The 17,459-nt window shown below is 65.1% G+C and carries 23 protein-coding genes and 1 pseudogene; 10 read left to right on the top strand and 14 right to left on the bottom strand.

Translation table 11 applies throughout. From position 1 onward, the window contains the following. Nucleotides 1-13 precede the first annotated feature (13 nt). The gene (locus ABZW96_RS18645; protein ID WP_355076127.1) at nt 14-340 is read left to right on the top strand and encodes a helix-turn-helix domain-containing protein; all 327 of its coding nucleotides are present in this window, start codon (nt 14-16) and stop codon (nt 338-340) included. A 151-nt stretch (nt 341-491) separates the two neighbouring features. Further along, a complete protein-coding gene (locus tag ABZW96_RS18640; protein WP_355076126.1) occupies nt 492-695 on the top strand; it encodes a hypothetical protein in 204 nt (67 codons plus the stop codon). Between the two features lie 343 nt (nt 696-1,038). Here the strand turns inward: ABZW96_RS18640 and ABZW96_RS18635 are convergent, their stop codons facing one another. Further along, complete coding sequence (locus ABZW96_RS18635; protein ID WP_355076124.1) at nt 1,039-1,653, bottom strand: hypothetical protein; 615 nt, start codon at nt 1,651-1,653, stop codon at nt 1,039-1,041. 641 nt (nt 1,654-2,294) lie between these two features. On the opposite strand from ABZW96_RS18635, the gene ABZW96_RS18630 reads away from it, so the two are divergent. Genes ABZW96_RS18630 through ABZW96_RS18620 form a run of 3 tightly spaced genes read left to right on the top strand, consistent with a single transcriptional unit; the run spans nt 2,295 to nt 3,389 of the window. Next, entirely contained in the window at nt 2,295-2,642 is a 348-nt protein-coding gene (locus tag ABZW96_RS18630) for a helix-turn-helix transcriptional regulator (protein WP_355076122.1), read from the top strand. Beyond that, nucleotides 2,606-3,193, top strand: coding sequence for a DUF5753 domain-containing protein (locus ABZW96_RS18625; protein WP_355076120.1), 588 nt, complete (start codon nt 2,606-2,608; stop codon nt 3,191-3,193). Before ABZW96_RS18630 ends, ABZW96_RS18625 begins: the two co-directional genes overlap by 37 nt. Next, nucleotides 3,183-3,389, top strand: a complete 207-nt coding sequence (locus ABZW96_RS18620; RefSeq protein ID WP_355076118.1) for a DUF397 domain-containing protein — start codon at nt 3,183-3,185, stop codon at nt 3,387-3,389. The genes ABZW96_RS18625 and ABZW96_RS18620 overlap by 11 nt, the downstream gene beginning before the upstream one ends. Before the next feature lie 144 nt (nt 3,390-3,533). Here ABZW96_RS18620 and ABZW96_RS18615 read toward each other — a convergent pair whose 3' ends face one another. The 6 genes and pseudogenes from ABZW96_RS18615 to rpsN all read right to left on the bottom strand — a co-directional run. Then, entirely contained in the window at nt 3,534-3,947 is a 414-nt protein-coding gene (locus ABZW96_RS18615) for a hypothetical protein (RefSeq protein ID WP_355076116.1), read from the bottom strand. A gap of 65 nt (nt 3,948-4,012) precedes the next feature. Next, the gene (locus tag ABZW96_RS18610; protein WP_355076114.1) at nt 4,013-4,396 is read right to left on the bottom strand and encodes a hypothetical protein; all 384 of its coding nucleotides are present in this window, start codon (nt 4,394-4,396) and stop codon (nt 4,013-4,015) included. Next, on the bottom strand, nt 4,393-5,679 hold the full coding sequence (locus ABZW96_RS18605; protein WP_355076112.1) for a hypothetical protein: 1,287 nt from the start codon (nt 5,677-5,679) through the stop codon (nt 4,393-4,395). Before ABZW96_RS18605 ends, ABZW96_RS18610 begins: the two co-directional genes overlap by 4 nt. Continuing rightward, the gene (locus ABZW96_RS18600) at nt 5,676-5,975 is read right to left on the bottom strand and encodes a WXG100 family type VII secretion target (protein WP_355076110.1); all 300 of its coding nucleotides are present in this window, start codon (nt 5,973-5,975) and stop codon (nt 5,676-5,678) included. The genes ABZW96_RS18605 and ABZW96_RS18600 overlap by 4 nt, the downstream gene beginning before the upstream one ends. 10 nt (nt 5,976-5,985) lie before the next feature. Next, nucleotides 5,986-6,405, bottom strand: a complete 420-nt coding sequence (locus ABZW96_RS18595) for a WXG100 family type VII secretion target (protein ID WP_355076108.1) — start codon at nt 6,403-6,405, stop codon at nt 5,986-5,988. Between the two features lie 114 nt (nt 6,406-6,519). Continuing rightward, nucleotides 6,520-6,621, bottom strand: a pseudogene (gene rpsN, locus ABZW96_RS18590) (30S ribosomal protein S14); the annotation flags it as partial. Nucleotides 6,622-6,737: 116 nt separating this feature from the next. On the opposite strand from rpsN, the gene ABZW96_RS18585 reads away from it, so the two are divergent. Continuing rightward, nucleotides 6,738-7,556: an alpha/beta hydrolase gene (locus ABZW96_RS18585; protein ID WP_355076106.1), complete on the top strand. Its 819-nt coding sequence runs from the start codon at nt 6,738-6,740 to the stop codon at nt 7,554-7,556. 306 nt (nt 7,557-7,862) lie between these two features. Here ABZW96_RS18585 and ABZW96_RS18580 read toward each other — a convergent pair whose 3' ends face one another. Next, the gene (locus ABZW96_RS18580; protein WP_355076104.1) at nt 7,863-8,801 is read right to left on the bottom strand and encodes an AraC family transcriptional regulator; all 939 of its coding nucleotides are present in this window, start codon (nt 8,799-8,801) and stop codon (nt 7,863-7,865) included. Nucleotides 8,802-8,933: 132 nt separating this feature from the next. Here ABZW96_RS18580 and ABZW96_RS18575 point away from each other — a divergent pair, with 132 nt between their 5' ends. Beyond that, nucleotides 8,934-9,626, top strand: a complete 693-nt coding sequence (locus tag ABZW96_RS18575; protein WP_355076102.1) for an NAD(P)H oxidoreductase — start codon at nt 8,934-8,936, stop codon at nt 9,624-9,626. 258 nt (nt 9,627-9,884) lie between these two features. On the opposite strand, the gene ABZW96_RS18570 is transcribed toward ABZW96_RS18575, so the two are convergent. The 5 genes from ABZW96_RS18570 to rplN form a co-directional block, all read right to left on the bottom strand. Continuing rightward, nucleotides 9,885-10,466, bottom strand: coding sequence for a Uma2 family endonuclease (locus ABZW96_RS18570; protein WP_355076100.1), 582 nt, complete (start codon nt 10,464-10,466; stop codon nt 9,885-9,887). A gap of 123 nt (nt 10,467-10,589) precedes the next feature. Then, nucleotides 10,590-10,775: a type Z 30S ribosomal protein S14 gene (locus ABZW96_RS18565; RefSeq protein ID WP_014981705.1), complete on the bottom strand. Its 186-nt coding sequence runs from the start codon at nt 10,773-10,775 to the stop codon at nt 10,590-10,592. Nucleotides 10,776-10,779: 4 nt separating this feature from the next. Further along, nucleotides 10,780-11,343, bottom strand: a complete 564-nt coding sequence (gene rplE, locus ABZW96_RS18560; RefSeq protein WP_355076098.1) for a 50S ribosomal protein L5 — start codon at nt 11,341-11,343, stop codon at nt 10,780-10,782. Nucleotide 11,344: 1 nt separating this feature from the next. Beyond that, nucleotides 11,345-11,662, bottom strand: coding sequence for a 50S ribosomal protein L24 (gene rplX / locus ABZW96_RS18555; RefSeq protein WP_039795507.1), 318 nt, complete (start codon nt 11,660-11,662; stop codon nt 11,345-11,347). A 1-nt stretch (nt 11,663) separates the two neighbouring features. Beyond that, the gene (gene rplN, locus ABZW96_RS18550; protein ID WP_039795505.1) at nt 11,664-12,032 is read right to left on the bottom strand and encodes a 50S ribosomal protein L14; all 369 of its coding nucleotides are present in this window, start codon (nt 12,030-12,032) and stop codon (nt 11,664-11,666) included. A gap of 347 nt (nt 12,033-12,379) precedes the next feature. Between rplN and ABZW96_RS18545 the strand changes: the two genes are divergently transcribed. Beyond that, nucleotides 12,380-14,428 carry a M13 family metallopeptidase gene (locus ABZW96_RS18545; protein ID WP_355076095.1) on the top strand — a complete coding sequence of 683 codons (2,049 nt, stop codon included), beginning with the start codon at nt 12,380-12,382 and terminating at the stop codon, nt 14,426-14,428. A 43-nt stretch (nt 14,429-14,471) separates the two neighbouring features. On the opposite strand, the gene ABZW96_RS18540 is transcribed toward ABZW96_RS18545, so the two are convergent. Beyond that, the gene (locus ABZW96_RS18540; protein WP_355076093.1) at nt 14,472-15,134 is read right to left on the bottom strand and encodes a TetR/AcrR family transcriptional regulator; all 663 of its coding nucleotides are present in this window, start codon (nt 15,132-15,134) and stop codon (nt 14,472-14,474) included. A 69-nt stretch (nt 15,135-15,203) separates the two neighbouring features. Here ABZW96_RS18540 and ABZW96_RS18535 point away from each other — a divergent pair, with 69 nt between their 5' ends. Continuing rightward, complete coding sequence (locus tag ABZW96_RS18535; protein WP_355076091.1) at nt 15,204-16,664, top strand: MFS transporter; 1,461 nt, start codon at nt 15,204-15,206, stop codon at nt 16,662-16,664. Nucleotides 16,665-16,895: 231 nt separating this feature from the next. After that, nucleotides 16,896-17,285 (top strand): cupin domain-containing protein, encoded by a 390-nt coding sequence (locus tag ABZW96_RS18530; RefSeq protein WP_355076089.1) that lies wholly within the window; start codon nt 16,896-16,898, stop codon nt 17,283-17,285. The last annotated feature ends 174 nt before the right edge of the window (nt 17,286-17,459 follow it).

Here is a 17,459-nt window from a genome sequence, read left to right as displayed (position 1 = left end):
AGGAAGAGCTGTGATGCCCCACAGTCGATGGCAGACGGGTAGCGACCAAGGGCTGACCGAGCCCGAGGCCGTCAGCGAAGTGCTTCATGAAATCAGACTGGCCATGGAACTCGCCGCCGCCGTATGCAACCGTCGCACGGAGCTCGGACTCACCCAAGCGGAACTCGCCGACCGGGCGGGACCGACGCAGGCGAAGATCTCCCGGATCGAGGGATCCGACGCCGTCCCCACCCTTCCGCTGCTGACAAAGCTGGCACGAGCCCTGGACGCTTCGCTGCACATCACCATCGACGCCGACGACGCACGCGTCAGCTTCACACCGCACACCAGCGCGGCGTAGCGCTCGCTGCGCCCGGCTTCCGGCGTTCGTCCCCTCGCACAGAGCCGAAATGAACCGCCTCCCATATGGCTCGCGACAGCTTCGCGCACACCTCTGCCACAGTGTGCATATGCCTCTCGAGCGAATCACGGTCCACGCTGATACTGCCGACTTGGCCGTCATCGAGGACGCGGCAATGCGGACGGGCGTCAGCAGTGCGGATATCCTTCGCGACGCTATTCACCTGGCCGCGATGCGGGTCCGCCGATCGCGGCCGCTACGCCTGAATCGTTTCGCCAGCGGCGATCCCACACTCGCCGCACGCATCGACGACATCCTCGCCGGTGACCTCAATTGCAACCCGGACCGCCGATGACACGCGGCGTCCGCGAGTGGCACACCACCGCGCCATCGGCCGAGTAGGCCTCTCGACGGTGTGCCACTCGCGGCCCCGTCGCACGGGGTGATTATGCCCGAGTCGAAGATTCGTCCGCGGCTTGTGGCGCGACCGTCTTCACGGCTGCAAGTAGAGGCGCTCGCACGGCAAACGTGGCAGGCCGGCGGTATCACCAGGAACAACGATGAGGCGGCAGCAGCGCGCACCGCACGCCACTCCTTGATGAACCGCACGGCTGCGGTATGGCAAGCGGCGAAGTCGAGACTCAGGCCGCCGATCAGTACGCGCAGGTGGACATCGGGCTCCTCCGGGCGCGGGGTTGTCACGCCCTCTCCTGCGGCTCGGCGGCGGCAGGCGCGGGTCCCGTGTTGCGCGGAATCTTCGGTCGCAGTCGCCCGGCGGCTACCGCTTCCACCATGGCGTTGAACCCGTCCCAGTGCCGCACGTGGTGGAGAATCTGATCCTCGGTGATGCCGCCGGGTTGCTGTTCCTCTCGGCGGCAGCGCACGAAATCCGCAGTCAGCAGGCTGACCAGCTCGCCGTAGGAGTAATGCGTCTCCTGGGCGTTCGGAGCAGGCCGGTAACCCTCCCGGCTCGCCGTTTCGAGCAGGTCTTCCACATATCGGTCGATCGCCCAGATATGCAGGTCCATCAGATAGGCGAGCCGGTGGCTCATCGGGCGACCAGGCTTGCGGCTCTCGTAGTGGCGGACCCACACGCCGAGCAGTCCGACGGCCGACACCATCAGCGCGTACGCCGGTTCGATGCGGCCGTTGAAGATATCGAAGAATGCACGGGTGCCGGGCAGGCGCAGCTCACGAATTTGCTTCTCATCCGGATCAATTCGCCGACCGGTTGTCACCGAACTCCCCTGGTCGGCGTGGAAGCTCCGGTAAAACCGAACGCGGACAGGTTGATCGCTCGCGGCGGAAGGCATCGGCTGAGCGCCGCGACCACCACCATCGCCGAGGGGCGGAAACCGTCCCGAGGCGGCTCGACCCAATGCCGCACCGCAGGAGGGCGATCGGCCGGCGACGGCAAGGCGATCGCCCGGCCGTGGCCGTAAACCGTGACCCCAGCCCGATACAACTGGGCGAACACAGCGGTCGAGTCCGGAAGATCGGGACGCACAAGAAGAACCCAACTGCGCGATCTCGGGTACGACACGATCGGTCCGGTAGCGCTCCCTCGCCGCCGGAGTTCCTCGCGGACCTCGTGGCCGAGATACGCCGCCATCCCCAATCCCCATACGCTCCCAGCCGGGACCGTGATGCGGCCGGTGCGCGGGTCCACGCCTGCCGCGAGTCCGCCGATACGGCGGTAGACCTGCATGGTGTTCCCCTGCCATCGAGTGAGTCGGAAGCGCGCCCGATCGCGGAATGCTCGCCGCTTGGAATCGAGAAAGTCCTGTTCAGCGACCTGGCGCACGCACAGCACACCAGCCGGGCACCGCCCACTTCGACCTGATTCGCGTATTCCCGACAACTTCTTCGAAAGCCCTGGACAGCATCGAATTCTGCGGTATCAATGGATGCAGTTCAGACCGCGTGCTGGATTCATTCACCTGGGGGAAAGCCGATGACCGAAGTCGAGTCGCCGACGCTGCTGCGCCGCCAGCTCGGCAGATTTCTGCGCGAGGCGCGTGAAGGCCGGGGCCTCACGATCGCCATCGCCGCGAAGGAAGTTCAACTCAGCTTCAACGGGCTACAACGCCTGGAAACCGGACGAGCGGTGAAGCCACGCCGCCAAGACGTACGCGAGCTGTGCATGCTGTACGAGGTGAACGCCGAACAGACCGAACAAGCGGTGGGGCTGGCGTCGCGCGCGGCTAGGCGCGCGACGAGGACGGTGTCACTCCGCTCGGCGGACTGTTCTCGGATGCGTTCAACATGTACGTCGGCATGGAGCGGTCCGCCCAGCGGCTGACGTCTTACGAGGTCCAAGTGCCTGGACTGCTACAGACCGCTGACTACGCCCGCGCCTTGATCGGCGCGTTTCTGCACGACGGCTCTCCCGAGGAAATCGAACACCGCGTGCGGGTCCGCCTCAATAGGCAGGTCGCTGTCACCCGAAAGACCCGCCCCGTCGACCTTCACGTGCTTCTAGATGAAGCAGCGTTGTACCGGATGGTCGGCGGACCGAAGGTGATGGCCAACCAACATCGCTACCTGGCCGATGTCAGCACTCGGCCCAACGTCACGCTGCGCATCCACCCATATTCGGCCGGATACACACGCGGCATCCTGCATGGCTCGTTTGTTCTCGTGGACTTCGGCACCAACAGCAAGGGATCGCCGATCGGACCCCCAGTCGTCTATCTAGACGGCGGGATGAGTAGCGATCTCTATCTCGAAAGACCAGAAATAGTCCAGCGTTACACTGAAATGGCCGAAGCCATCCGCCAGACGGCGCTGGACGAGAAGACCTCGCGAGACCTGCTCCGCCGGGTAGCAAGGAGTTATGACGGTGACCGCTGACCTATCCGAAGCCCGCTGGTTCAAGAGCAGCCACAGCGCCTCCAACGGCCAGTGCGTAGAGATCGCCCACCTGAACGACGGCACGATCGGCATGCGTGACTCCAAGAACCCGACCGGCCCCGCCCTGACGTTCACCCCCACCGCCTGGGACACCTTCCTGTCCGCAACCAAACACGGCGAATTCACCCACAGCTGATGACTTTCGACCCCGGCGGCACCCCGCCGCCGGACTCAGCACCTCCCCGCCCCACCAACTCCCCGGCCGACACCCGCGAGTGGCACACGGCTGCGGCAAAACGCGAGTAGACCTCTCGGTGGTGTGCCACTCACGGGGACCACCTCACGCATGCAAGTAGGGATCGTCCGCCCAAGGATCACCGTAGTTCTCGTACGGATCGCCCAGCTCCCGCAACCGCCGTCTGCCGCTCTCGGTTATCCGCGCCCTGAAGATCTCGCTGGAGCCGATCTCGCTATCAGCAATACTCAGATACCCAGGCACCCCGTTATAGCCATCCGAAATCCGCCTGACCGCTTCCTTTGTACCGACATTCCAGGGCTCCCACCCCCTGCCGCCCCCAGGGAAGGCGCCGAACTCGATATATCCCTCGTCAGCCAATTCTTCGACAACACGTAGCACATATGTGCGCGAATATTCTTCCGCTGCGATTTTCTCGACCGTCCCGTCGAACTCGCCGATCGGGGCCCAATCGTCCGCGACATTGCAGAGAAGAAAGTTTTCCAACTTCTCGATCACGGAAAATATGCCTTCAATACCCTGGCACCAGCTCCGAACTTCATGTCTATCCACGCGAACGTAGACTACGGCTTCTCCGAAAACTCGAACTGTGGATCGTCGTTGCTCCAGATTCGCACCTTTCCCCAATCGCCCTCCATGTAATACATCCCGTCAGTGTTGGTCAACACATCCACGTTTCCCAAATCTTCCGAGCCTGAAGCATCCTTATACTTCTGAAAAGATCGCTCTAGCCATTCGACGCGGCTCACTTTCACGAAAACGAGGTTGCCACGGACGTAGCAATGCTGCTCCCGGGCGCCGGGGGCGCGATACCTCGGGTGCTCGGGCGTCAGCACCGCCTCGAGGACGAACACGACTTCGGTAGGCCGCTCGATGACATCGAGGACGTAGCTATCCTCGAGGTACAGATTTGAAAGGACTGGATAGTCCGAGTAGTCTCGCGTCACGGCAAATCCATATCTATCGGTGTGTGATTGTCTGGACTCTTACGAGTGACAGGATTACCATATGGATCGGTCCGCTGGCCCGTAGCGTCTCGGATTTCGACGTGCGGACTTTCACTTCCCGGCGTCCTGCCACTCCCCCTCTTGATGGTGATACGCACGATCCCATTCTCATCCGTGTACTTGATAGGACCATTCTCGGTTCGCGACCGTACCCATCCTTGACTCTGTGCATAGTCCTCGAGTTCGCTCGCTTTGGGAGTCCTGTTTCGGAAAAGCTCATCTAGAGTGCGAGGTCTCGAGGAGCCACTCGGACGATCAATCTTCTTACGCAACCGGTCGCGCAGGTCGGTGACGACTTTCCTGGCCTTGACTGCGGCGTCCTTCGCCTCCTGGCGGATCCCCGCGATCTGTAACGCCTTACGGGCTCGCCAGGCGATGATGCCGTCTTTGATCTTCCCGGCCCATCTCCGCACCGAGTCCAGAGCCTTGGCGGCGGTAACCGCTCCCGCACCGAAGCTGATCAACGACAGACCCACGGTGATCGCGGCATCGATGGCAAGCTCTTGGACGAGAGAATCCAGGAAGCCCTTGATCTCATTGCGGAGTTCCGTCAGCGCGTCCTTGTATGCGAGGCAGGATTCGCTGATCTGCGTGCAAGCGGTCAGCAGTTGATCGATGGAGCTCGCAAGAGATTTGAGGTCGTCTCGGATGTGGCCCGCGTCGTCGGCGGTGACGCTGTCGAACAGGCTCGCCGCGATCGTGATCTTGTCGCGGGCGTTCGTGTTCTGGTAGATCGTGCCGAGGCGATCCCAGGCGTCGGCTGCCTTGGCGAGTTTTCCAGTGTCGCCGTCGGGAACGGGGATGCCGATGTGGCTGATGATATTGATGCCCTTGTCCACGATCCCTTGGCCAGGTCCACCAGCGGAAGCCGGGACCGAGAACGGGCCGAACACAGGCATTCCCGGGTCTGTCGGCCGGTCCGGCTGCGGTGCGCCCTTCATGGTTGCGTTGGCTTGCGCGTGCGTGAAGCCGATGTCGTTGAGGGCGCTGCCGTATGCGTACAGCGTGGAGTGGACGTCCTGGAAGAATCCCACCGCCTCATAGGCAGAGGTGTTGTACGAGCGTGCCCACTCCTGGCCGTTCTCGTCCACGCCCGCCATCGATCCGCATTCGGACAGCTCCGCGAAGATGTACAGAAAGCTGTCTCGCAGCGCGGATGCGGCGTCGAAGCAGTTGGTGGCCGCTTGGTAGTAAGCCTTCGGATCGACAGCCAAAGCCGTCATACGCCGAGGATCCTCAAGCCCTCGGCAACAGCTCCGGTATAGCCGTCGTGGGCGAGTTTCACGGCCTCCTCCAAAGCCGTGAGCCCTTCGGCGATGTCGGTGGCTCCCGCCAACCACTCGTCGTGCGCCTCGCGGTAGGCCACCATCGCCGCGCCGGCCGAGGCCGCGTCGACCTCCTTGACTTTCTGGTCGATCGCCGCAAGCTGATCGGACAGCAACCCCGCGAAGCCGCGGATCCGGGCGGCCAGGTTTTCGAGTTTGTCGAGGTCGACCGAGAAGGCCTCTGCGTCGGACATACGGTCCCCCTCAGGGCAGATCGAGCGAGCTGACGCCCGCCGCGAATGATTGATCGGCGCCGCGCACGGTGTCCGCGGTAATTCCCAGCTTCTCCGCCAGCTCGAACAGCGCATCCCACACCTGCACCGCCCCTTGATGGAACTCTTCCCACCCGGCCGTGAAAGCGCCTGCGTTGCTACCGGTCCAGCTCTCCAGCAAGTCGCGGACATCGGTCTCCAATGCCGAATACCCGTCCCGACACTGAGTGGCGACATCGAAGGCCAAGCGCCCCAAGGCTTTGACTGCATCGGTATCGACCGACAGCGATGGCTGCTCCCCGACCAACCCTCTGCCCCCTCTGTCACCGAACAGTCCCACCGACAAAGTACTCCGGCCATAGCGACGGGAAAAGCGCTGCCCGACAATGCCGAACGCGAAAACGGCGCTCACCCGGCCTCGGAACACCGAACGACCGCTGCCCCAAACGCGAGCGAGGGCACGGACTCGTATGGAGTCCGTGCCCTCGCTCGCGATGCAGTTGGTGACGCTCAGCCGAGCGCCAGCTCACCAGGAGCTCTTGTGCACGCCCGGCAGCTCGTCGCGGCAGACGTGGCACAGGCCGAGCTTGCGGTAGACCGTATGGGGGCGGCGGCAGCGCTGGCAGCGAACACATCGAGAAATCGGCGCTGCTCGTCGCGAAGTAGGACACTTACCCGAGAGGTAATCGACTTCATTATCAGGACCCGAGATGATGATGGGGTATCCGAGGATTGGAGAAAACGATGCCCTACTTCGAATCGCACGACGGCACCACCCTGCACTACCAGGACTGGGGTACCGGACAGCCGGTGCTCTTCCTGGCCGGTGGCTGGTTGAGCAGCACTTCGTGGGAGCTGCAAATGCTGCCGCTGTCCAAGCAGGGCCTGCGGTGCCTGTCGTATGACCGGCGTGGACACGGCAAGTCGGACTGGGTCGGGCACGGGTACGACTACGACACGCTGGCCGCGGATCTGGCCGCATTCCTGGACCATCTCGATCTGCGCGACGTCACCGTGGTCGCGCATTCGATGGCGGGCGGTGAGATCGTCCGGTATCTGACCCGGTACGGCAGCGATCGGATCAGCCGGGTCGCGCTGGTATCGGTGACGATGCCGTATTTCGCACAGGCCGAGGACAATCCGAACGGCGTGCCGAAGGCGGTCTTCGATGCGGTGAACGCGGCTCGCGCCGCGGACCGGCCGCTGTGGATGGAACAGAACGCGCAGGCATTCTTCGCGACGCATCTGGGCAACCAGGTGTCTTCGGCGCGGATCGCGTGGATGGTGCAGAAGTGCATGGACTGTTCACTTCTCGCCGCCGACGAGATCATGAATACGATCTACCACGCCGACTTCCGCGACGAGTTGCGCGCGCTCACCGTGCCCACGCTGGTCATCCACGGTGACGCCGACGCCTCGGCTCCCATCGACCTCTGCGGTCGGGTGATCAAGGATCTGATTCCCGGCAACACCTACAAGGAATACCCGGCGACCGGACACGGCATCATGATCTCGCACGCCACGCAGCTCAACGCCGACATCCTCGATTTCATCAAGGCATGAGGCGGTGCGGTAGCGGCGGATACTTGTCCTACCCCCGCCGCTACCACGCGACCCCCGACCAGTGCTTTCGGTACCGGCAGGTTGGCCGAGCCAGCGACTACCGAACCAGGTCGGCGAAGCTGATGTCGCCGAGCGCCACGTGTTCCAGGCGGACGAATCCGTCACGGTGCGGGCGGTACTCGGCGGCGTGGGCGTCGAGGCGAAATTCCCGCACCTCTTCGATGTGCGTCGACGATATCGGAAGTCTTCACTCGGCTCTGCCGATCCAGAACGCGCTGGAGTCGGTCTCGAAGCGGCGGAACCGGTTCACGCTCCGAGACCGGTGGTGGCAGCGCGGAAATCAGCGGGGCGGATACCTCGAAGTCGCTTGAACGCCGCGCTGAAACCGAAAGCGTCCGCATAGCCGACGGCCCTCGCCACCTGCGCCACGGTGAGACTCCGGTCAGCCAGCAGTTCCTCCGCCTCATCCATCCGGCATTCGGTGAGGTACGCCAGGGGCGACTGGCCCATGACCTCGGAGAACCGCCGTGCGAACAGCGCCCGGGATACCCCCGCCTCGGCGGCCAGCGACGCGACTGTCCAACCGGCGGAAGGCTTTCCGTGCATGGCCTCCAACGCCGGCCCGACCACCGGATCGGCCGGCCCTTTGTACCACCCCGGCGCGTCGGCGTCCAGTTCATCGAACCAGTCGCGCAGCGTGCAGACCAGCGCCCAGTCGAGCAGCCGGTCCATCATCGCCTGCGCTCCGGCCGGACGCCGGGCGGCATCGGCGGCGATCGACTCCATCCACGCGCATACCTCCACGTCGTCGGTCACCACCAGGACGGGCGGTAGAGCACGCAGCAGACGTTCGTGGCGGCGGCCGGAAGCCCGATAGGCGCCGACGATCAGAGCGGTCTCACCGGTGAGGTCGTTCTCCCACCGACCGCCATCGAGCGCGGGATCGCATTTCGCGTCCGGCGCGAAGCAGGCGACCTCGTATTCCTCGTGCGGCAGGCCGACAGTATCGGCGCGGTCGACGAGAACGAACGGTTGCGGGCCGCGCACGATCGCGGTGTCCCCCATTGTGATCCGACGTTCCAGACCGCCCGGCAGCAGCAGTGTTCCCGCACCGCGTAGCACGGTGACCATGGTCAACGGCGCCTCGTCGGCGAACCGGATGCTCCACGGTGCTTCCAAGACCGCGGTGGTGAGCACAGCTCCCTCGGCGCGTATACCGCCCAGCAGTTTGCTCAGAGGATCCACACAGTCGAGTGTAGACGAACTCCTATCAAATGTAGATTTTCACCCATAGATCGTCCACTGCTCAGGGTATGGAATGGAAACCGGACCGAACAACCGATCGTCCGAATCTCCGGACCAACAGTGGAGGCCACCTTGCCACACAACCCGACCGTGGACACCGCGATCACCCGCACCGCGCTGGTCGTCGTCGCCCATCCCCGGCCCGATTCGCTGACCGCCCATATCGCCGAACTGGCCATCCGGCGGCTCACCACGGACGGCTACCGGATCGACCTGCTGGACCTGCACGCCGAGAACTTCGATCCCCGGATGACCGCCGCCGACCTTCCGGAATGGGGCAACCGGGAGAAGGCCTACTCCCCCGAGGTCGAGAGCCATATGGGGCGCATCCTCGGCGCCGACGTGATCGTCGCAGTGTTCCCGGTGTACTGGATGCAGGTCCCGGCGATTCTGAAGGGCTGGATCGATCGGGTGTGGAACTACGGATTCGCCTACGGACGCAGCAAATCCCGGCTCGCGGGCAAGCGGATGCTGTGGCTGGGACTGGCGGGCGTGGCAGACGACGACGCGCTCGTCGGACCCATGCAGGATGCGCTCAGCGCGCAACTCGACGACGGCATCGCCTACTACTGCGGACTCGCGCGGTCATCGGTGGGATTGTTGCCCGGCGCGGAAGAGAAGCGGCAGCGCCTGGATGCCGCGGGCAACCTGCTACTCGACGAAGCCCTCACCGGCGCGGCGCGCGAAGCGCACTACGCGGAGTTGGAGAACCGGGCGCTGGGCTTCGTCGACGAATTCCTCGCCGCCGACCGGGTTTCGGCCTGACCCGGAGCCCGTCCGTAAACGCGGAGGCCGACATCTGCCCTCGCTGCTTCGAATGGCGGGCTTATCGACCCAACGGATGATCGCCGTCGGTAATCGCGCGGACCGAGGGAGCCTTTTCCGGCGTCCCGGCGGCGGTCCCTGGAGGGAAGATTCACGCCTAACTTCCACGAACGGCCTGTCGCCGCTGGATCCACGGGATTGTCCGCGTGTTGCCACCCGGACGGTCCTGATAGGGCTCGAGGGACTGGCGGCCAGCGACTACCGAACCAGGTCGGCGAAGCTGATGTCGCCGAGCACCACGTGTTCCAGGCGGACGAATCCGTCACGGTGCAGACGGTGCAGACGGTACTCGGCGGCGTGGGCGTCGAGGCGGAATTCCCGCACCTCTTCGATGTCGAACTTGGTGTCGAGGACAACGACCAAGTAGAGCGGAATGCCTGCGCGCGCGTACTGAACCTTCCTGTCCAATAGGTCTTCGGCGGCGGTGGGCGGTGAAGACACCTCGACGACGATCAGCACGTCGCCGGCTTCCAGCTTCGCTCCGCGCTCGGGCAAGCAGCAGTACACCGTTACGTCCGGTCGCCGGAACGTGAACTTCGGTATCCGCCACAGCACCACATCGATATCCGTCTCGACGCGGATGCACGGTTCGGTGCTCGGCAACTCCTCCATCGAACTGGCCAAGCGGCGTGCGACGCGATTGTGCTCAGGAACCGGAGATTCGCAGACGATCACATGTCCGTGGACAACCTCGATCTCACGCGCGACACCTTCCGGCAGTCGGCGATACTGCTCCTCGGTCATCTCATGCGGCAAGTGGTCCGGTGACTGGATCGTCATGCCCGAAGCCCAGCTAGTCAGTCGTGGTGAAATCATGATCAAGGATGCAAGCGAGGGCACGGACTCGGGTGAGTCCGTGCCCTCGCTCGAAATTCAGTTGTCGACGCTCAGCCGAGCGTCAGCTCACCAGGAGCTCTTGTGCACGCCCGGGAGCTCGCCGCGGTGCGCCATCTCACGCAGGCACACGCGGCAGAGGCCGAACTTGCGGTAGACCGCGTGGGGGCGGCCGCAGCGCTGGCAGCGGGTGTAGGCGCGGACAGCGAACTTCGGCTTGGCGTTGGCCTTGTTGACCAGTGCTTTCTTAGCCATGTGCTCAGTTCTCCTTGAACGGGAAGCCGAGGTGCTTGAGCAGGGCACGGCCTTCTTCGTTGTTGGTCGCGGTGGTCACCACGGTGATGTCCATACCACGCGGACGGTCGATCCGGTCCACGTCGATCTCGTGGAACATCGACTGCTCGCTCAGGCCGAACGTGTAGTTGCCGTTGCCGTCGAACTGCTTCGGCGACAGGCCGCGGAAGTCGCGGATACGCGGCAGCGCGATGGAGACCAGGCGGTCGAGGAACTCCCACATGCGGTCGCCGCGCAGGGTGACCTTCGCGCCGATCGGCATGCCCTCACGCAGCTTGAACTGCGCGATGGACTTGGTCGCCTTGCGGATCTGCGGCTTCTGACCGGTGATCAGGGCCAGGTCCTCGACGGCGCCGTTGATCAGCTTCGCGTCGCGGGCGGCGTCGCCGACACCCATGTTGACGACGACCTTCACCACGCCCGGGATCTGCATCACGTTGGCGTAGGAGAATTCCTTGTTCAGCGCGTCCTTGATCTCTTCGCGGTAGCGCTGCTTCAGCCGGGGCTGCACTTTTTCGGTCGTGGTCATGTCAGATGTCCTTCCCGTTCTTACGGGAGATCCGGACCCGCTTGCCGCTCTCCTCGTCGGTCCGGTAGCCGACGCGGGCCGGCTTGCCGTCGGAGTCGACGACCATCACGTTGGAGACGTGGATGGGGGCTTCCTGGGTCACGATGCCGCCCGAGGAGGCGCCGCGCTGGTTGGCGGAGTTCGCGACGTGCTTCTTGATGCGGTTCACGCCCTCGACGAGAACCCGGTTCTCCTTCGGGTAGGCCTGGATGACCTTGCCCTTGGCACCCTTGTCCTTGCCCGAGATGACGAGCACGGTGTCGCCCTTGTGCACCTTCATGTCAGAGCACCTCCGGGGCCAGCGAGACGATCTTCATGAACTTCTTGTCGCGCAGCTCGCGGCCCACCGGGCCGAAGATGCGGGTGCCGCGCGGGTCGTTGTCCGCCTTGATGAGCACGGCCGCGTTCTCGTCGAACTTGATGTAGGAACCGTCCGGACGACGGCGCTCCTTGGTGGTGCGCACGACGACGGCCTTGACGACGTCACCCCGCTTCACGTTGCCGCCGGGGATGGCGTCCTTCACGGTAGCGACGATGATGTCGCCGATACCGGCATAGCGACGCGACGAACCGCCGAGAACGCGGATGCAAAGGATCTCCTTCGCGCCCGTGTTGTCGGCGACGCGCAGTCGCGACTCCTGCTGAATCACTTCAGCGTCCTCCTTGACCTGGACGTATGTGCACGCCGGATTGCCGACCCGACGGGCATGGTCGGTCGCCCTCCGGACGCGCGCCTGCCAGCGGTTTTCTCGGTTCGAGCCAGAAACGCGGAACCAACCACTGGGGGTTCACTGCCGGATTGCGGGCACAGCTCCCGCAGGCAACCGGTCTAGTGTATGGGAATCCGCAGGTCGTTCCCAAATCGGGGGTGGTCGCCGGCCCGCACGACGACGCTCGTCCCCAATCCGGGCCGGACCGGCGCCGCGCCGGTAGCCTCGTGTCCTGCAAGGCTGCCTTCGTACACCAGCGGCACCGCCGCGTCGGGGAGAGGATTCTCGTGACATCTACCGGTCGGCCAGCGAAGCTGGATCGTCGTGCCTTCCTGATCGCCCTCGGAGCCGTCCCGGCCGCCGCCGCGCTGGTCGCCTGTTCGGACGACACCGAACCCGCGAGCAGGACGCTGACCGGCGTCGATCTCAGCGGAGCGGACGAGACGATACGGCCGCAGGACGACCTGTACCGGCACGTCAACGGGAAATGGCTGCGGGAGTACCAGCTGCCGCCGGACAAGGTCAGCTACGGCTCGGGCAGCGAGGCGGGCGAGCGCACCGAGCAGCAGTTGCGCGAGATCATCGACGGTATCCACGACCCGAAGCCCGGCTCGGAAGAACAGCAGATCAGGGATCTCTACGACGCCAGGGTGGACTGGGACGAGATCGAGCGGCTCGGCATGACGCCGCTGGCGCCGCTGTTCGCCAAGATCGATGGCGCCGCCACCAAGCCGGAGCTGGCCAAGGTGATGGCCGAGTTGCCGATCGGCGGGCTGATCGGGCTCGGCATCGGCGTCGACCGGAAGAATTCCAACGCCTACATCCCCTCGGTCGGCCAGTCCGGACTCGGGCTCGGGGAGCAGTACTACCGGAAGCCCGAATACGCCGAGGTGCTCGGGCAGTACCGCACCTTCCTCGAGCGCGTCGCCGCGGGCGCGGGTTGGGCCGACCCGGCCGGTGTCGCTCAGCGCGTGTTCGATCTGGAGAAGCGCATCGCCCCCGCGCACTGGGACAACGTACGCAACCGCGACACCGACGCGACCTACAACGTCTACAGCTGGACCGATATGACCGCGCTCGCCCCGGGCTTCGACTGGGATCCGTGGCTGGCGGGCAACACCGACCGCCCACGCGAGTTGTTCGCGACGATCGTGGTCAACCAGCCGTCCTTCATCACGGCAGCGGGTCAGCTGTGGACCGACGTGGACATCGCCACGTGGCGGGACTACTTGAAGTTGGCCGTGTTGCGGGAGTTCGCGCCCTATCTGCCGAAGGCCGTCAACGACGCGAATTTCGACTTCAAGGGCCGGATTCTCAACGGACAGGACGAGCGCCCGGAACGCTGGAAGTACGGCGTGAGCATCGTCGACGACAAGCTCGGCGAGCAGCTCGGGAAACTCTATGTGGCCAAGCATTTTCCGCCGGAAGCCAAGGATCGCGCCAAGGAGATGCTCGCCGACGTGATCGCGGCCTACCGGGAGAACTTCACGAATTCGACGTGGATGTCACCTGCCACCAGGGCGGCATCGCTGGCGAAGCTGGACAAAATCGATCCCAAGATCGGTTATCCGGACAAGTGGGTCGACTACTCGAAGCTGAAGATCACCAAGGGCAAGCTGATCGAGTCGTTGCTCGCCATCAACGAGTTCGAGGTCAAGCGGACGTTCGCGCGCCTGGGCACGCCCGTCGACAAGACCGAATGGGGGATGTCGCCGCAAACGGTGAACGCCTACTACTCCGCGACGTCCAACCAGATCGTCTTCCCGGCCGCTTACCTTCAGCCGCCCTTCTTCGACAAGGACGCTCTGCCCGCGGTCAATTTCGGCGCGGTCGGGTCCACCATCGGGCACGAGATCGGCCACGGCTTCGACGACCAGGGCTCCAAGTACGACGGCGACGGCAACCGCCGCGACTGGTGGACGCCAGAGGATCGCGCCGCGTTCGACGCCAAGGCCAAACAACTGGTCGACCAATACAACGCGCTCGTCCCTGAGGGGCTGGAGCCGAGCCAGCACGTCAACGGCGAACTCACCTTGGGCGAGAACCTCGCCGATCTGCGCGGACTGCAGATCACGCTGGCCGCCTTCCGCATCGCCGAGAAGCGCCGCGGGATCGACAATCCCGACTACCGCACCATGTTCCTGTCCTGGGCCCGCAGCTGGCGTGAGAAGCAGACGAAGGAACTCACCGTCCGCTATCTCAGCATCGACACCCATTCCCCCAACGAATTCCGCTGCAATCAGGTCGTGCGCAATCTCGACGAGTTCTACAGGGCTTTCGAGCTGAAAGAAGGCGACAAGTTGTACATGCCGCCCGATCAGCGGGTGACATTCTGAGCGAAGCGAGGTTCGAGCCTGCCCGTCGCGGCGGGCTCGATCGCTATGCGGACCGGAGCAGACCGTCGATGAGCGCGCCGAGGCCCAGATCGTAGGTGTCCTGAGCGGCCAGGGACAGGTAGTCGGAACCGAGAGCGGCCAAGCGGGGGAAGCTGTCGGCGTCGAGGTCGGCGAAGACTTGTGCGCGGAAGGTGGGGCGGTCCTCCGCGGCCCTGCGGGCGGATCGGGCGCGCACGATGAGGTCGCCCGCCGTGTAATGCCAGATGACGCGGTACGCCTGGGCGGCCCGGTCCAGCGGTAGACCTCCCGCGACGAATCCGTCGACGATGGATTCGCTGACCCAGAGCGCCGAAACTCCCAAAAGGTCGTCGGCGGTGAGGATTTCGACGATCCACGGCCGTGCGGCGAGCACGTCGTGCATGGCGCGCGCCGCGACGCGGACGCGCTCGCGCGGCTCCTCCGGCAGGTCCGGCCACGCCACCTGGTCGGCGTACTCGTTGAGCAGTAGGCGCAGCAGGTCTTCCTTGTCCCGGACGTGGTGGTAGAGCGCCATCGGCGTGCAGCCGAGTTCGGCGGCGAGGCGGCGCATGGTCAGCTTCGCCACGCCCTCGGCCTCGATCACCGAATTGGCCGCCGCGAGAATCTCCGCTCGGGAGATACGCGCAGGTCGGCCGGTGCGTTGTGGCTGCGACGACGAACTCGGCATCCGTCCATCTTCGCCCATCCGCAGAACCGGGTGTGGACACGGGGCGACTCGCGCGGTTACTTTCTATACATGTATAAAAACTCTCGCGGGCGGCCCGGCGTCGCTCTGACGGCGGTGGCCGTCGCGCAGTTCATGGTCGCGTTGGACATGGCGGTGGTGAACGTGGCGCTGCCGGCCATCCGCGCCGATCTGGGCTTCGCGCCGGTCGATCTGGCCTGGGTGGTGCACGTCTACGCGCTGACTTTCGGCGGGTTCCTGCTGTTGGGCGGAAAGGCGTGCGACCTGTTCGGGCGGCGCAGGTTGTTCACCGGCGGGCTCGTGATGTTCGGCCTCGCCTCGCTGGTGGGCGGATTCGCGCAGCAGCCATGGCAACTCGTCGCCGCGCGGGCCGTCCAGGGACTCGCGGCGGCGGCCGTGGCGCCCGCCGCCTTGGCCACGTTGACCACGACATTTCCGGAAGGTCCCGCCCGGGTGCGAGCGCTCGGCGTGTGGAGCGCGGTGAACGCGGCGGGCGGCGCGATCGGCGTGCTGGTGGGCGGATTGCTGACCGAGTACGCCAACTGGCGCTGGGTGATGCTCGTCAACGTCCCGATCGTGGTGATCGCATCGGTCGCGGCGGTGGCCGGTGTGGCGGCCGATCGAGTGAGCGGGCGAGCGCGGGTCGATGTGCCGGGCGCCGTCCTGGCCACCGGCGGAATAGGTTTGCTGGTGGTCGGTGTGGTGCGGACCGAACACCACGGTTGGTTCTCCGCCGCCACAGCCCTCACACTCGGGGCCGGTGCGATGCTGCTCGCGGCGTTTCTCGCGGTCGAGGCGCGTACGTCGACACCGTTGGTTCGGCTCGGACTCTTCGGCAACCGCTGGGTGGCCGGAGCGAATGTGTTCGTATTCTTGGCCGCGGCGGGCCAATTCAGCGCGTTCTATCTGCTGTCGCTGTACCAGCAGCAGGTCCTGGGCATGAGCGCGGGCGCGGCGGGTGCGGCTTTCGTGCCGTTCTCGCTCAGTGTCATCGTCGGCACGGTGGTCGCCACTCGCGTGGGTGGCCGCCGGTCCCCGAAAGCGGCACTCGTCATCGGCGGGGTGCTCACCACTGCGGGTATCGGCTGGTTCGCTTTCATCAGCGCCGACGGCAGTTTCCTCGCCGATGTTCTAGGACCCTCGCTGCTGGGCGGCTTCGGCCTCGGACTATGCCTGGCTCCCGTGGCCGCCGCCGCGAACATGGGCGTCGCGCCCCACGAAGCGGGAATGGCTTCCGGGGCCTTCAACAGCGCGCGGCAGCTGGGTGGATGTGTCGGGGTGGCCGCACTCGCCACGGTCGCGGCGGCGCGCACCGGAGACAGCGTCGCGCCCGCGGCGCTGAACGACGGTTACGCCCTCGCGCTGTGCTGCGCGGCGGGACTTTTCGCCGTTGCGAGCGTCGTCGCCGCGACTGTGCTGCCGAGGACGCACCGCACGATTTCCACGCACAGAGCAGACGTGGTTCGACTTAAAGCCGAACTATCCGAGGAATTTTCCGCCGCGCGACCATAAGACAGCGCAACCGCCCCGAGAGCCCGGACGGGTCGGATTGCGCCGAGTGCTCTGCACTGACCGCGCACCGAGCCGCTACCACCGGACCTCGTTGCTGCCGATCCGCATTGGTGCGGCATGGATCCGATGCCGGAATCCATGCCGCGCACGGCGATCCACTCCCCCACTTCGTTCCGGCACCGCCCTTGATCGGCCCGGAAAGTCTCATCCAATCCGACGAGAGGAAGCATCATGAATCAGGCCCCGATCGACTTGTTCCACCGCGCCATCCATTTCGGCCATGACGGCCACGTAGCAGCCGGTGAACGACGGATGAGCACCGGCGACGGCGACTGGCAGCTCGCGACGTTCCACGTCGAATCCGATGCCGACGTGCACGCCGACCACTGGGAAGTCCATCCCGGCAGCGACGAAGCGGTGTGCTGCCTGACCGGCGCGTTGCGTCTCTACCTGCGACCGGAGCACGCGGGCGACGACGAGACGATGGTGCGCCTGACCGCGGGCACCGCGTTCGTCGTCCCCCGCAACCGCTGGCACCGCATCGAACTCGACGAACCCTCCGACATCATGTCCGTCGGCCTGCGCAACGAGACCCGCCAGGAGCCCGTCACCGCACGGTGATCCGCCCCATCGGTGCTCGCGCATGGATCGCGTGTGCGAGCACCGCGGGGTCTGATCACCGCCGGCCTTGCCCGCACCCGGCGGTCGGGCCGCGCGAGCGACCGATCCATGACGTACCGACCGGGATACATACGGTAGGAGCCGAATCCGGGCGCCGAGTGGCCCGGGCGGAAC

The sequence above is a fragment of the Nocardia sp. NPDC004168 genome (assembly GCF_040610355.1).
Taxonomy (GTDB): domain Bacteria; phylum Actinomycetota; class Actinomycetes; order Mycobacteriales; family Mycobacteriaceae; genus Nocardia; species Nocardia sichangensis.
The sequence above is the reverse complement of the archived record's forward strand: the minus strand, read 5'-3'. Positions and strand labels throughout refer to the sequence as shown.

What these genes read in the sequence shown, in the direction of transcription:
- ABZW96_RS18645 (WP_355076127.1), top strand. Translation starts at nt 14, where the DNA reads ATGCCCCACAGTCGATGGCAGACGGGTAGCGACCAAGGGCTGACCGAG.
- ABZW96_RS18635 (WP_355076124.1), bottom strand. Translation starts at nt 1,653, where the DNA reads ATGCCTTCCGCCGCGAGCGATCAACCTGTCCGCGTTCGGTTTTACCGG.
- ABZW96_RS18630 (WP_355076122.1), top strand. Translation starts at nt 2,295, where the DNA reads ATGACCGAAGTCGAGTCGCCGACGCTGCTGCGCCGCCAGCTCGGCAGA.
- ABZW96_RS18625 (WP_355076120.1), top strand. Translation starts at nt 2,606, where the DNA reads ATGTACGTCGGCATGGAGCGGTCCGCCCAGCGGCTGACGTCTTACGAG.
- ABZW96_RS18605 (WP_355076112.1), bottom strand. Translation starts at nt 5,679, where the DNA reads ATGACGGCTTTGGCTGTCGATCCGAAGGCTTACTACCAAGCGGCCACC.
- ABZW96_RS18600 (WP_355076110.1), bottom strand. Translation starts at nt 5,975, where the DNA reads ATGTCCGACGCAGAGGCCTTCTCGGTCGACCTCGACAAACTCGAAAAC.
- ABZW96_RS18585 (WP_355076106.1), top strand. Translation starts at nt 6,738, where the DNA reads ATGCCCTACTTCGAATCGCACGACGGCACCACCCTGCACTACCAGGAC.
- ABZW96_RS18570 (WP_355076100.1), bottom strand. Translation starts at nt 10,466, where the DNA reads ATGACGATCCAGTCACCGGACCACTTGCCGCATGAGATGACCGAGGAG.
- ABZW96_RS18565 (WP_014981705.1), bottom strand. Translation starts at nt 10,775, where the DNA reads ATGGCTAAGAAAGCACTGGTCAACAAGGCCAACGCCAAGCCGAAGTTC.
- rplE (WP_355076098.1), bottom strand. Translation starts at nt 11,343, where the DNA reads ATGACCACGACCGAAAAAGTGCAGCCCCGGCTGAAGCAGCGCTACCGC.
- rplX (WP_039795507.1), bottom strand. Translation starts at nt 11,662, where the DNA reads ATGAAGGTGCACAAGGGCGACACCGTGCTCGTCATCTCGGGCAAGGAC.
- ABZW96_RS18540 (WP_355076093.1), bottom strand. Translation starts at nt 15,134, where the DNA reads ATGCCGAGTTCGTCGTCGCAGCCACAACGCACCGGCCGACCTGCGCGT.
- ABZW96_RS18535 (WP_355076091.1), top strand. Translation starts at nt 15,204, where the DNA reads ATGTATAAAAACTCTCGCGGGCGGCCCGGCGTCGCTCTGACGGCGGTG.
- ABZW96_RS18530 (WP_355076089.1), top strand. Translation starts at nt 16,896, where the DNA reads ATGAATCAGGCCCCGATCGACTTGTTCCACCGCGCCATCCATTTCGGC.